Source organism: Myxococcales bacterium, from assembly GCA_016706225.1.
In the GTDB taxonomy this organism is placed as follows: Bacteria; Myxococcota_A; Polyangia; order Polyangiales; family Polyangiaceae; genus JADJKB01.
In genome coordinates, this window is record JADJKB010000010.1 from 101,434 (window position 1) to 114,228 (window position 12,795).

Here is a 12,795-nt window from a genome sequence, read left to right on the forward strand (position 1 = left end):
CTATCTGCTACTCTCGCTCGGGTGCGAAGGGTCGGTGCCAGGGGGAACACCACGGCGTCGCGCGTGAAGACGCTGCTGCTGCATGCCGAGGCCCGCCACGGGCCGAAGGCGGCCGACGAGCTCCTGGGCGTGGTCGGCCTGGAGCGTGAGTATCTCGAGGATGAGGGGCGGGCCCTCTCCCGAGATCTGTGGCTGAGCGCGCTCGAGGCGTTTGCGGCGCGTTACGGCCGAGACGAGCTGCTCTGCACGACCGAGAGTGTGGTCCACCCCGAGAACCTCGGTGTCTGGACCCGCGTCGTGCGGGGGGCGACCTCCCCGGAGGCGGCGTACCGGCAGCTCGACCAGCAGGGCGGTGAAGACGTGATGACCGAACGCTGGGTCACGCTCGAGTCCTCGCCCACCGGCTGGCGCGGCATGGTGCCGGTGCATCCCGAGAGCGAGCTCGAAACGAGTGGCCTGCCGAGCCTGGCGCGCGCGGCCGAGCTCGCTGCCTTGCCGCTGCTCTTCGGTCGAGCCCCCGCGCGGGTGTCCGTGCGCGGCAACACCGAGGACGCAATGATTGAGCTCGAGGCAACCTGGTCCGACGAACCCCGTGCGCGGCTCGGCCGGTCGGCGGCGATTGGCGCCGCGGTGGCTGGCGTCGGAGGGCTCGGACTCGGCCTCACACCGAGCCTGGCGCTGACTGCCGTCGGCGTGAGCGCGCTCGTGAGTGCCGGGCTGGACGCGCTGCGTGGTTTCGAGCTGCGACGGCGAGCCATTCAGAGCCAGCAGTCGCGGCGCATCTCCCTGCTCGAGCGCGCGTCGAGCCTGCGGGAGCTGCGCGAACGGCAGCTCGATGTCTTCCGCGCCGGCTCGGTCGTAGCCGCGAAATATCGACTCGAACGCCGCTTGGGCGCGGGGGGGATCGGCACTATCTGGGAGGCCATCCGGCTCGGCGACCGAGAACACGTCGCCATCAAGCTGCTCAAGGCGTCAGTCGCCCACGATTCGGTGGTGGCCGACCGGCTGCGGCTCGAAGCCGCAGCGCTGGGGCTCGCCTGGCACCCGAACGTCGTCGAGATCCTGGACGAGGGTCACTTGCCCGACGGCAGCTGTTTCCTGGTCATGGAGCGCCTCGAAGGGGAGAGCCTCGAGCAGCGCCTGACCCGGACGACCACCCTCGAGGCCGATGCGCTCCTGCCGATTGCCCTCGAGATCTGCGACGCACTCGCCGCCGTGCACGCGGCGGGGATCGTGCATCGTGACCTCAAACCCAGCAACGTGTTCCTGGCTCGTATCGGCTCGGCCGAACGCGTCAAGTTGCTCGACTTCGGCATCGCTCGTGTGGAGTGGGCGGAGACACGATTGACGTTGAGCGGCGTGCCCTTGGGCACCGCCGGCTACATGTCACCGGAGCAGGAGCACGGACAAACGGTCGACGGGCGGAGTGATCTCTACGCTCTCGGCGCGCTGCTCTATCGCTGTCTCACCGGCAAGCGCCCCGAAGCGGAATTGGCCGAGCAGCTCGACCGACTCGACGACGACTCGGGCGTACGCAGGCTGCTGCCCGAGGCCTGGCGGGCCATCATCAAGCGCGCGGCCGCGCCGTTTGCCCCCGATCGTCACGCCGACGCCCGAGCCATGCGTGAAGCGCTCAGCGCCACCTCGGCTCACGGGGACGAACTGCGCCGCAGCACACGATAACGGAGCGAGCTGCCCGAGAGCGGCAGCTGCTCCTGCTCGACGAAGCCCGCGGCGAGGGCGAGCCCGAACAAGCGCGCGTCGTTCTGCCGATACCAGCCGGCGCTCCGGCCGTCCCAGAGTGCCACGACCGCGTCGACGCCCTCGTGCTCGAGGAAACCGTCAGCTAGACGTTTGGACGTATGCCCACCGGGCAGCCGCGCAATTTTAGGATCGGTGACGCCAGCGACGTCGACGACGTGGGCACCGGTGGCCACCCCAACCCAGCCGGCGTCCAGCGTGGCGATGCGGCGAGCGCCCGCGAGCGCGCTCCGTCCCCGTGTCTGGAGCTCGAGCCGTTGGGCGTACACGTGGCGTGAGGCGGGCCCCACGTCGCGCGCGAGCAGGGCGCTGGCCGCGAGCGCGAGCAGCAGGCGCAGCGACGTCGCCCAGAGCGGTGCGCGCTCGGCCAGAGCAGCCCCTACCCACACACACGCCGGCAGCACCGGCACGAGCAGGCGAAACGACGGCATCCAACCGCCGCCGGCGAGCGCGACCGCGGCGAAGTGGGTGAGCACGGACAACCCCACGACCATTTCATGCGGAGGCAGCGCGCGCGCGGTGCGCGGGGCGAGCAGGAGCAGCGGCAAGCCGCTGAGCAGGAAGGCGCCGAGTGCATAGCGCAAGCCGTCGTCCAGACTCGCGGGCTTCGCCAGAACCGCCAGTGGCATGGCCATGCCGAAGGTCGCCGCGCGTACGAGCGCCACGACGAGCGCGGGTAACGTGGCAAGCGCGAGTCCGACCAGTCCGGGCCCCGGTCGCCGCTCCCGCGAGAGCGCCACACCGACCGAGAGCACCATCGCCCACGGCAACAGCTCCGGGCGCCACGCCGCAGCAAGACCCGCGAAGACTGGCGCGAAACGCGCGCGTCCGAGGGCGAGCGTCGCAAGCAGCGTGACCAACCCGGTTTCCATGCCGGAGCTGGCCCAGGCGCCCAGCGGTACGGACACACCCGCGACCAGGAGCGGAGAGAAGCGTGCGATCCGCCGGCCGCTCAGCCCGATTTGGCTCCCGAGCCAGGCCGCCGCCGCGAGCCAAGCCACCGCGCCCGTGACCCGCGCGAACGCGAGCGCCGCCTGCGGGCTGGTCCCGGCACCAATCGCCATCAGGTGCGCGAACCCGAGCGGGGTCACCGCGTCGACGCTCGGACCGTCTGGGTTGAACCGCGAACCGAGCCCGAGGGCGATGTGATGCGCAACTCGGGCGGTGATCAGCGCGTCATCCACGGTGAAACCGCGCAAGAAGAGCAGCGGAACACCGGCAGCCAGGAGCCCGAGGGCGAGTCCGATCCGGGCGCCCCGGCTCCAAGTTTGCTGCGCCATCGACCCCGACACGCCCCTAGCCCTGTCCACCGCCCCTGTCCAAAGTTCAGCAAAGCGACCGGAAAAGTTCGGGTTCCGCCTGAATGCTCCTTACGATTTCCCACACGAATGAGTGCGATTCACGTCGTCGTCCGGCCACAGCGAGATAATCCCCCAGCCGCGCTGGAACCCCTCCGCGGTTTGTTCGACGTCGTCGTGGACGGCGTGAACGTCACCGCAAGAGTGGGCGAGTCCCACGCCCTGCCGGTGCTGGCGGAGCTGGCTCACGCGGTCGCCAACCTGGTCTCGGGCCGGCGCCGGCGGGCGACGATCCAGTTGTACTCGGAGCAAGAGGTCTGGGAGCTCGGACTGGAAGCCGACGCGGATGCGGTCCTGCTCTCGGTCTTCCGCAGCGGCCCGATGCCGGAGGTTGCGGTCCAAGAGCGCCGCGTACCGCTGACGGACCTCAGCCGCGCCGTGGCGACCGCGCTCGCGGAGGCACCGCTGGGCGGAGCCGGCCGCGCGATCGAAGCGGCGCTGGCTGCAGCCAGGGACGCTCTCGAGAGCGCCGAGCGCGCGGTCGTGCCCCGCGCAGAGCGACAGCCGGTCGAGATCTCACCGCGAGCCAGCCGTGGCATCGCGCTGTTTGCCAAGGCCAGCTTTCGCCGCGGCGGCGCGCCGGTCGAGGCGCTGTCCGAGCGCCGCTTGGAACGCGCGGATCTGCACTCGCTGCTGGTGTCCGGGGAAGCGGGTTTCACCATCCGCGGCAAGACCGCCAGCCTCGGCTCGGTGCATCTGTTCTTGCTCGCCGAGCGGCTGCTCGCCCTCGCCGACGACGCCCTCGAAGCCTGGCAGCACGGTCGGGCCTTGTTTCGCCGCGTCGAGCTCGGCAGCGCGCGCATCTCGGTGCAGCGCGGCGTCGGGGATCTCCCGCTGTCGCTCAGCGTGCAGAGCGCCGCGACGGGCGCTGACCGAGTCACCTTCCCGGAGCTCGATCCCGCCGGGCTGGTCCTGGCCTCGGTGCGCTACGCCCGCGCGCTCGCGGACGCGTTCGTGAGCGCTGATCCCAGCCAGGCCCGGAACCTGCGACTCACCGCTCTGGTCAGCCAGTGCCGTGCGCTCTCGGAGCGGGTGGAAGACGCCCTGGCCGACGATTCGCTGACCAACAGCCAACCCGCGAGTTACCGCTCGTTCTCGATCCCGGCGCGGAAGAGCGAGACGCGCGGACGCTGGGAACACGGCGGCAAGATGCGCTTCGTCCCGCGCTGGGTGGCGACGGTGCCGAACATCGATCTGCGCGCCACGTTCCTGTGCGGCGACCGCCTGATCGTGGGTTCGGAGCGCGAGATGGCCTGCATCCACCGCGCGCACGGCACCCTCCTGTGGCGCGTGCCGGCCAATCGCGCCGCCAGCGTCGCGACCCCCGCGGGGATCGCGCGGCTCGCACCGGACGGCCGCATTCGTTTGCTCGACCTCGACGACGGCCAGACTCGCTTTGCGCTGGCGCTCAAGCCGCGGGCTGGCGGCGGCGCGGCGGGCGCCGTGGTGCACACCCCGGGGCTGCCCAAGCTGCTGGTCGTCGCCGAAGGGGAACGCACCGTGACGGCGATCGATCTGGTCTCGGGCGAGGTGCGCTGGCGTCATACCCTGCGGCGCCCCGGCTCGTATCGCGTGCGGCGTGCAGGCAAGCTGCTGCTGGTGGCCGGCGACTCCGTGCTCGTGGCGCTGGACGTGGCATCCGGCGAGGTCGTGTGGCGGATGCGCGAGCGGTTGCCCTTCACCGGCGACGTCGCCGTCGACCACGACTCGGCGTTTGCCGTCGTGAGCGGCGCAAGCTCCGCGCGTCTGGTGATGTTCGATCCTTGGACCGGTGAGTCCCGCTGGGCCACCGATCTGGAAGAGCGCCCGGCGGTGGGCCAGGCCCCGCTGCTCACCCCTACCCGCGTTGCGATCGCCGTGCGCGATCGACGCGGCAGCGGGCTGGTTGCGTTCGATCGCAGCACCGGCGCCGAGGTCTGGAGCAAGGAGCCGGGACTCGCAGCACCGACGACATCGTGGCTCGCCGTCGACAACGATCTCGTAGGCAACAGCGCGTCGGGCACCCTCTCCTGTTTGGACGGCGACACCGGCGACACCCGCTACAGCCACGTGTTCCCGCGGCACGTCGATGCCGATCAACCGCGGCGACTCGAGCCCGTGTTGCGCAGCGGCGCGCTCTTCGTCCCCCAGCATCAGGTGCACGTGGTCCGGCCCCGCGACGGCGAGGTTCTGGGCACCGTGCCCACGGATCTCATCCCGGATCTGCTGCGCGTCGATGAACGCTGCGACGTCTATGTCGCCGAGGAGAGCGGGCACGTGGCCGGTTTCGGTGTCGCAGCGAAGCTCGCGCTGGTGCGCTGAACCCGGAGCTTTGCCGAGCTCACCCGCTATGGGCTTCGCCGCCGTCGACGAAGAGCACGTTGCCGGTGAGCCAGTACGTGCACGGCTGAGCCAGCGCCACCAGCGCCCGGCCGACATCTTCCGGCTCGGTCAGGCGATGCGACGGATTCTTGCGCAACGCGACCTCTTTCATCGCCTCGCTGTCCGGGATCTTCTTCAGCGCCGGCGTGTCGGTGACGCCCGCGCAGATCGCGTTGGCGGTGATGCCCTGGGGGCCGAGCTCGAGCGCGAGCTGTCGAATGTGGGACTCCAGAGCCGCCTTGGCCGCACTGACCACGCCGTAGCCGCGCCAGACCTGCGACGACCCCGTGGAGGTCATGGCGAAGATTCGACCCTGATTGCTCAGCAGCTGCCGCGACAGCAGATCTTGAACCCAGTAGACCAGGCTGTGCGCCATGACGTCGCTGGTCATGTCCACCTGCTTCTGACTGACCGCGTCCTCCCCAACCAGCGGCTTGAGCGTGCCGAAGGCGAGCGAGTGCAGGAGCACCCTCACCTTCTCACCGCGACCGCGCTCGGCAAAGCGCGTCGCGACGTCGTTGAGAACTTCCGCGCGCTTCTGCTCGTCGGCAGCGTTGACGTTGTAAAACCAGGCTTCGCGGCCCATGGCTCGCAGCTCGAGCACCAGCTTCTCGACATGGGGCATCGTGCCCCGCCGGTCGAGGTGCACGCCGATGATGTCGACGCCCGCGCGGGCCAGCGCGCGCGCGGCCGCTTCACCGAAGCCGCTCGACGCCCCGAGGATCAGGGCCCAGCCGTCCAGCGGCGGCAGCGGTACGTCTTCGGGCTTGGTCATCGCCGTGCTTGTCTACTACAGGCGTTCGGCTTGTGGAGCCGGCTTTCGGCGCCGCCCGACCGCTTTTTTTCCTGCCAGCCGCACCGATGGCGGGGGCAGGGAGCGCTCGAGCTCCTTGGCTTTGTCCCGGACGAAGCGGGCAATTTTCCGCATCGGAACCCGGGTCGGGCAGAGATTTTCCTTCTCCGGCCAGACCTCGTCGGGCACCTGGGCAAAAGCCAGCTGCGCGGCGTGAAAGTCCGGCATGCTGCGGGAAGCCGCGAGCATCAGCGGCATGACACCGTGATATCGCCCCCGCGAGGCGGCGATCCGCGCTGCCTCGCCGCGGTCGCACAGGCCGCAGGCGATGCAACGGCCGAACTCGAGCAGGTCTTCGCGCTCGCCGGGCGTGACGGGCGGCAAGCGGTCAGCATCGTAGTTCTTGCGAAAAAGAGCGATCCCGTCGGCTCGCTTGCGGAACGTCAGCCGGATCACGGTGCGAATCAGCGCCCAGGCCAGGAGCAGGATCGCCTTCAAACGCGGTGGCACGGCGCGTCACCCTAGCATGACGCAGCGAGCCATCTCGCGTTTCGCGTTCAGGGGAGGGAGTCAGGTTTGCGGCGTATCAGAGACCGATGAGGCACCCCGCCCCGCGTAACACCGTGACAGCCAAGCGTGACGCTGTGACGCCGCGTTACGCCTCGCAAGCGCCTGTAATCAGGTAGAAATTAGCTGGCACGCCGCGTGCTCTAGCCGTCTCCGACCCCCCACAGGAGCCGAGCGATGATGAGCCCCGAGTCTGCCAGCGTCCAGAACGCCATGCCCTCCGACCCGAGTGAGTTGGAGAGCGAAACGACGCTGCTCACGGGAATGATCGCCGACGAGGAGCGGGCCTGGCGGGACTTCAACGACCGCTACGCCCGGCTGATCTACCGCTGCATCACCCGGGTCACGTCCCGATTCTCGGCGGTCGTGGGACCCGACGACGTCCGCGAGATCTACGCAATGCTGTGCGTGCAGCTGCTCGCGAATGACAAGCGCAAGTTGCGCAGCTTCGAGCCCGGCCGTGGCAACAAACTCGGTAGCTGGATTGGAATGCTCGCGATCCACAGCGCGTACGACCACTTGCGCTCGCTGCGGCGGGAGCCGAAGCGCGGCAACCTGAGTGAGGCCGAGGGCCTGTCGTCCGAGCTTCCGGACCCGCACGATGTGTGTGTGCTCCGCCAGCAGGTCGGTATCGTCAGCGAGATCCTCGCTGACTTCAGCGACAAAGACCGCGAGTTCATCACGCTCTACTACGGGGAAGGCCTCGAGCCCGAAGAGATCGCCGAGCGCATGACCATCAGCGTGAAGACCGTCTACTCGAAGAAGCACAAGATCCGCAGCCGGCTCGAGGCCCTGCTGGTCGACCGCCGCCTCGCCGCTTGATCCGCCGCCGCCCGGCTGTGCTAACTCTGGGGCGTGCGCCGCCTCGCTTGTCTGCTTCCTTTGTCCGCTTTCCTCGTTGCCTGCGGCGACGGCGCGCCGGGTGATCTCGACCGCTACGGGACGGGCAAGCCCGACATCCGCGGCCAAGGCCAGCGCCTGGCCCAGATCAACGATCGCGCGGGGGGCGCGCACCCGCCGGACGGCAGCATCGTGAACGTGACGGGAGTGTCGGTGCTCGCGAGCGACACGTTCGACGAGACTTCTGATGGCGCGAGCGCCGGCAACTTGTACGCGCAGGACCTTCCGGTCAACGGCCCGACGCCGGCGTACGGCGGCATCACGCTGTTCAATGCCAGCTTCAGCCCACCCACCCTGCGCGTGACGCCGGGCGACGTGGTCGACATCCGCGGCACGTACGACGAGTTCGAGGGGCCGTCGTCGAGCCCGTTCTTGTGCGCCGATCCGAACCAAGTGGAGAGCTGCGAGGCGCTGCCCGAGATCGTGGGCGGCACCCTGTCGCTGCGCTTCGAGTACAAATCCCCGGAGCCCGTCGTGATTCCGCTCTCGGAGCTCGCGACCTACGAGAGCGGGCGCAAGTGGATCGGCGTGTTGGTGCGGGTCGAGAACGTCAAGGCCCAGAGTGCCGGCTTCAAGTCGACCAGCGGGCGCTACTCGGTGCGCCTGGACGTCGCGGGGGTCGCCGATCCGAAGCTCCTGCCGACCATCAACAATTCACTCCTGGATCTGGAGAACACCAACCACGACTTCGCGGCTGGCACGACCTACACCGCGGTCACGGGCGTCGTGCAGTACTTCTACACCTTCGCGATTTCCCCGCGCACGGCGGACGACATCCAGCCGTGAACCGGGCGCTCGCGCGCGCGCCGCTCACCGTGTCGGCGCTCCTGTGTTTTTTTGCCTGCACCCCCGCTGGTTCTCGCACGGCCAAGCGCGCCGGCGGAGTCGGAAAAAATCCGGTCGAGCTCAGGACGCTCGACGATCGCCCGGCCATTGGCCTGGTGGAGCGTGACGGCGATCCGCGGGGCGCCGTTGCCATCGCCGTGGCCCACGACTTCGGCTCCGAAGCCTCGGCCGGGCTCGCCCAGTTGCTGAAAGCGCGCCTCGTGCGCGCGGGCTTCTCCCAGATTGATGCTCGACCCAGCGCCCTCGGTTTCGTGCTGACCACACTCGTCACGAGCCCGGCGGATGCGGCCCATTTTGTCGAGGCGGTGTCCGCCGCGCTCGCGACACCGATCACCGATGCCGAGCTGCCGCGAACGCTGCCGCGAGTCCCGACTCTCACGGGGGCCGCGCAGACCGCGGTGTTCGCCTGCTCCGGCGAGCTTGGTGCCACGGCGTCGGGCGGGAGCGGCGCGCCCGAGCCACCCGACGCGCGCGCCCTCGAGGCCTGGCGGGCCCGGCTGCTCTCACCGGGCGCTGTGGCCTTCTCGGCCGTGGGCAAACGCGCATTGCTCGACGCTCTCGCGACCGCCGTCGCCTCGACCCCCCGCATGGGCGGCCAGCCCACGCTGAACGACAAGTGGCCCGACGCGGACGTGGTCGGCGCGGTGCCCTCGGCCCAGGGACGATTGACCTTGGCCTACCGCCTCGGGGATCCCGCGCGTGCGCTCGAAGTCGCGCGGCTGTTCGCAACGCCGGGATCGGTGCTCTCCGCACGCTTGCTGGCTCTGGACGGCGATTTCCGCCTCGATCGCGTGGTGGCCACCTCACATGTGCGCGGCGCTTGCCTGCGCGTCGACGTTCGCTCCGCGTCGAACCAGCCAAGACCGCGGGATGTGGCGCGCGCGGCGAGCGTCGTCGATGAAGAGACGCGCCCGCTGCTCGACGGCCGAGCCGGCGAGCCCCAAACCCTCGATGACGCCGTCGTGCGCCCCTCTCATCCCGGCGACGCCGCAGCCGCCGCAGCCTGGCGGGCACTCGCGGCGCGTTTGCCCGGCGGGCAGACGCGGCGCGCAGTGTCGTGGCTCGGAGCAGTGCCCGCGGACGGCAACATGAGCTTCGAGCGCGCCCTCACCTCGCTCGAGGCCGCGCGGCAGCGCTCGACGCTGGAGCGCCGGGCGCGCATCGAGACTGGACAAGGTGAGCTCTTTGCTCTGGTCGCGTCGCCGTGCGGCACGCTCTCGGAATCCGGCGACGACGCCGGTCTGCACCTGGCGCTCGCCCGGGCGATCGCGCAAAAGCGTGAAGGTTTCTCCGGCGTGAGCATCGAGCCGTGGATCACACCCGACAGTGTCGGACTGCTTGCGCATGCCCCAAGGGCGAGCGCCAGCGAGAGCGCGGACCAACACGCACGACGGATCGGTGACGCGCTCGGGCGCGCCCTCGTTGCGACGCGCATTGCTGGCACCGACGTGGCGGAGACGAAGGCAGACCTGCTTCAGGAGATCGGCCCGGCCGGACAGCAGGGCTACTTTGCTGCCCTGGACGCCGCGAGCGGGGGGCATCCCTCGTGGCTCGATCCTCGCGGCACCTGGCGAGCGGTGTCGGCGCTGGAGACCGCGACGCTGGACGCGCGCCGCCGTCTGCTGCTCTCGGGACCCCTGCGCCTAGCGGTCCTCGCCAACTCCAGCACCACCCAGGCCGAGCACACGGCAGCGGCCCTCGAGCGCTGGACCCGCCCCTATCGCAGTGAGGTCGGCGCGTGTGCCGCAGGCGCGATGAACGCAGCCAAATCCGGAGAGCTCAGCGTCGAGATCGGCAGCGACAACCCTCCCCGCACGTATCTCGTGCTGCCGCTCGCGCGGGCCGTGAGCGGAGTCGAACGCGAAGCCGAGTGGACGGTGTTCCTTCTCAATCGCAGCGGCGGTTGGCTGGAGCAGACCCTCGGCAACGAGAGCGCGTCGCGCGCGCGGGCTTCCCTGCTCGGCGGCAAGAGCGCTCGTGTGTTGATGATCGAAGTCCAAGCCCCAGACGCGGACCGAGACGCGGCGCTGGCGAAGGTGCGCAGCCTGATGCAGCGGCTCAGCAAGGGCGGCGCGACCTCCGCCGACGCCGACGCCGCGCGCCGCCACTTCGAGGCGAGGGACGCCGAGCGTGCGCTCGACCCCAGAGCGCGCGTGGTCGATCTCTGGCGCGGCGCCGGCCCACCCCGAGCGGATGCCGGCAGCTGGAAGCGCTTCCAGACCCAGCTCGGCGCGGCGCCGGAGCTGGTCGTGCACGCGAAAACGCGGCCCTGATCCGGGCTTTGGCTCCCGAGCGATCCCTCCCCCGTCCGCCGCGCCCAAAACTGTTGTAGACGAAGCGGGCCATGACGAGCCGACAGGCCGTGCTCATCCTCGACTACGGGTCGCAATACACACAGCTGATTGCCCGCCGCATTCGCGAGTCGAGTGTGTACTGCGAGATCCACCCCGGAACCCTCCCTCTCTCCGCGATCCGCGAGCTCGCCCCGCAGGCCATCGTGCTGTCGGGCGGCCCCGACAGTGTCTACGGCGAGAGCTCTCCCAAGAGTGACCCGGGGTTGTTCGAGCTCGGAGTTCCGGTGCTCGGCATCTGTTACGGGCAGCAGCTGATGGCGCATCAGCTCGGTGGCAAGGTGGAGGCGAGCTCCCACCACGAGTACGGCTCCGCCAAGCTGACGGTGAAGGACCCCACCGGCATCTTCTCGGCGTTCACCCGTGGCGAAGAGCTTGGTGTGTGGATGAGCCACGGCGACCGCCTCACCGCGTTGCCGCCGGGGTTCCACTCGCTCGGCGAGAGCCTCAACGCACCCCTCTCAGCCATCGCCGATCCGGCACGCAAGCTGTACGGCATCCAGTTTCACCCCGAGGTCGCCCACACTCCGCGCGGCGCCGAGCTGCTGCGCGCGTTCTTGTTCGAGGTGGCGGAGCTGGAACCCAGCTGGACACCGGGCTCCTTCGTCGAAGAGGCGATCGCGAATGTGAGCGAAAAGGTGGGGCCGAACGAGCGGGTGCTCTGCGGCCTCTCCGGCGGCGTCGACTCGTCCGTCGCGGCAGTGCTCTGCCACAAGGCGCTCGGAGATCGCCTGGTGTGCATCTTCGTGGACAACGGCCTCTTGCGGGAGCACGAGCGGGAGACCGTCGAGCACACCATGCGCCAGAGTTTCCACCTGAACCTGGTGGTCGCCGACTCACGCAAGCGTTTCCTGGACGCGCTCGCCGGCGTGACGGAGCCCGAGGCCAAGCGAAAGATCATCGGCCGCGAGTTCATCGAGGTGTTCGACGAGCACGCCGCGAAGGTGGAGAACGCCAAGTGGCTGGTGCAAGGCACACTCTACCCGGACGTGATCGAGAGTGTCAGCGTGCGCGGACCGAGCGCCGTCATCAAGAGCCACCACAACGTCGGCGGCCTGCCCGAGCACATGAAGCTCGGGCTGATCGAACCGCTTCGCGAGCTGTTCAAAGACGAGGTGCGGCGCGCGGGCGAGGCCCTCGGCATGCCCCACGACGTGCTCTGGCGCCACCCCTTCCCCGGGCCTGGGCTGGCGGTGCGTTGCCTAGGCGATCTCACCGAGGCGCGCCTGTCGGTGCTGCGCAAGGCCGACGCCATCGTCGACGAAGAGATCCGCGCCGCGGGCCTGTACAGCTCGCTGTGGCAGGCGTTCGCGGTGCTCTTGCCCGTCAAGAGCGTGGGCGTGATGGGCGACGACCGGACCTACGAAGAGACGTGTGTGGTCCGCGCGGTCGGCTCGAGCGACGGCATGACCGCGGACTGGGCTCGCCTGCCCCACGACGTGTTGGCGATCATCAGCGCGCGCATCACCAACGAGGTGCGCGGCATCAACCGCGTCGTCTACGACATCAGCAGCAAACCGCCCGCGACCATCGAGTGGGAGTGATGCTCGCGCGGCGCACCTTCTTCGCGCTTGCCCTCCTGGCGCTCGGCTGCGCTCACGGCGCCGGCCGAGCGGCGGTCAGCTTGAACCTGAAGCTGACGCCCCGTGCACCCGGTGACGCCAGCGTGTTCATCGACGAGGACTACGTGGGTCCCCTCGGCTACGTCGCCGCGCACGGCGTGCGCCTGCCCGCTGGCGAGCACCGCATCAGCGTGCAGAAGGACGGATTTTTTCCCTGGGATCGCCTGGTCGTGGCCGACCGGGAGCCGATTTTTCTAGACGTGGACCTCGAGCCCATTCCCGACTGAGAAGTCCGC

10 protein-coding genes are annotated in these 12,795 nt (G+C 69.6%); 7 read left to right on the forward strand and 3 right to left on the reverse strand.

The window, feature by feature from the left end; genetic code table 11:
- The first annotated feature begins 21 nt into the window (after positions 1-21).
- The gene (locus tag IPI67_18355) at positions 22-1,683 is read left to right on the forward strand and encodes a serine/threonine protein kinase (GenBank protein MBK7582155.1); all 1,662 of its coding nucleotides are present in this window, start codon (positions 22-24) and stop codon (positions 1,681-1,683) included.
- Here IPI67_18355 and IPI67_18360 read toward each other — a convergent pair.
- The gene (locus IPI67_18360) at positions 1,650-3,041 is read right to left on the reverse strand and encodes a hypothetical protein (GenBank protein MBK7582156.1); all 1,392 of its coding nucleotides are present in this window, start codon (positions 3,039-3,041) and stop codon (positions 1,650-1,652) included. The two genes, IPI67_18355 and IPI67_18360, sit on opposite strands and share 34 nt — an antisense overlap.
- Before the next feature lie 108 nt (positions 3,042-3,149).
- On the opposite strand from IPI67_18360, the gene IPI67_18365 reads away from it, so the two are divergent.
- Positions 3,150-5,420 carry a PQQ-binding-like beta-propeller repeat protein gene (locus IPI67_18365; GenBank protein MBK7582157.1) on the forward strand — a complete coding sequence of 757 codons (2,271 nt, stop codon included), beginning with the start codon at positions 3,150-3,152 and terminating at the stop codon, positions 5,418-5,420.
- A 19-nt stretch (positions 5,421-5,439) separates the two neighbouring features.
- Here the strand turns inward: IPI67_18365 and IPI67_18370 are convergent, their stop codons facing one another.
- The gene (locus tag IPI67_18370) at positions 5,440-6,255 is read right to left on the reverse strand and encodes an SDR family oxidoreductase (GenBank protein ID MBK7582158.1); all 816 of its coding nucleotides are present in this window, start codon (positions 6,253-6,255) and stop codon (positions 5,440-5,442) included.
- Between the two features lie 15 nt (positions 6,256-6,270).
- Positions 6,271-6,783 carry a hypothetical protein gene (locus IPI67_18375; protein MBK7582159.1) on the reverse strand — a complete coding sequence of 171 codons (513 nt, stop codon included), beginning with the start codon at positions 6,781-6,783 and terminating at the stop codon, positions 6,271-6,273.
- A 270-nt stretch (positions 6,784-7,053) separates the two neighbouring features.
- Between IPI67_18375 and IPI67_18380 the strand changes: the two genes are divergently transcribed.
- From IPI67_18380 to IPI67_18400, 5 genes are all read left to right on the forward strand, one after another.
- Positions 7,054-7,662: a sigma-70 family RNA polymerase sigma factor gene (locus IPI67_18380; GenBank protein MBK7582160.1), complete on the forward strand. Its 609-nt coding sequence runs from the start codon at positions 7,054-7,056 to the stop codon at positions 7,660-7,662.
- 33 nt (positions 7,663-7,695) lie between these two features.
- A complete protein-coding gene (locus IPI67_18385) occupies positions 7,696-8,526 on the forward strand; it encodes a hypothetical protein (GenBank protein MBK7582161.1) in 831 nt (276 codons plus the stop codon).
- Complete coding sequence (locus IPI67_18390; GenBank protein MBK7582162.1) at positions 8,523-10,859, forward strand: hypothetical protein; 2,337 nt, start codon at positions 8,523-8,525, stop codon at positions 10,857-10,859. Before IPI67_18385 ends, IPI67_18390 begins: the two co-directional genes overlap by 4 nt.
- 71 nt (positions 10,860-10,930) lie before the next feature.
- Entirely contained in the window at positions 10,931-12,481 is a 1,551-nt protein-coding gene (guaA, locus tag IPI67_18395) for a glutamine-hydrolyzing GMP synthase (GenBank protein ID MBK7582163.1), read from the forward strand.
- Entirely contained in the window at positions 12,478-12,786 is a 309-nt protein-coding gene (locus IPI67_18400; protein MBK7582164.1) for a hypothetical protein, read from the forward strand. The genes guaA and IPI67_18400 overlap by 4 nt, the downstream gene beginning before the upstream one ends.
- The last annotated feature ends 9 nt before the right edge of the window (positions 12,787-12,795 follow it).

Coding starts and splice junctions, on each gene's coding strand:
- IPI67_18360 (MBK7582156.1), bottom strand. CDS start 3,041: ATGGCGCAGCAAACTTGGAGCCGGGGCGCCCGGATCGGACTCGCCCTC.
- IPI67_18365 (MBK7582157.1), top strand. CDS start 3,150: ATGAGTGCGATTCACGTCGTCGTCCGGCCACAGCGAGATAATCCCCCA.
- IPI67_18370 (MBK7582158.1), bottom strand. CDS start 6,255: ATGACCAAGCCCGAAGACGTACCGCTGCCGCCGCTGGACGGCTGGGCC.
- IPI67_18380 (MBK7582160.1), top strand. CDS start 7,054: ATGCCCTCCGACCCGAGTGAGTTGGAGAGCGAAACGACGCTGCTCACG.
- guaA (MBK7582163.1), top strand. CDS start 10,931: ATGACGAGCCGACAGGCCGTGCTCATCCTCGACTACGGGTCGCAATAC.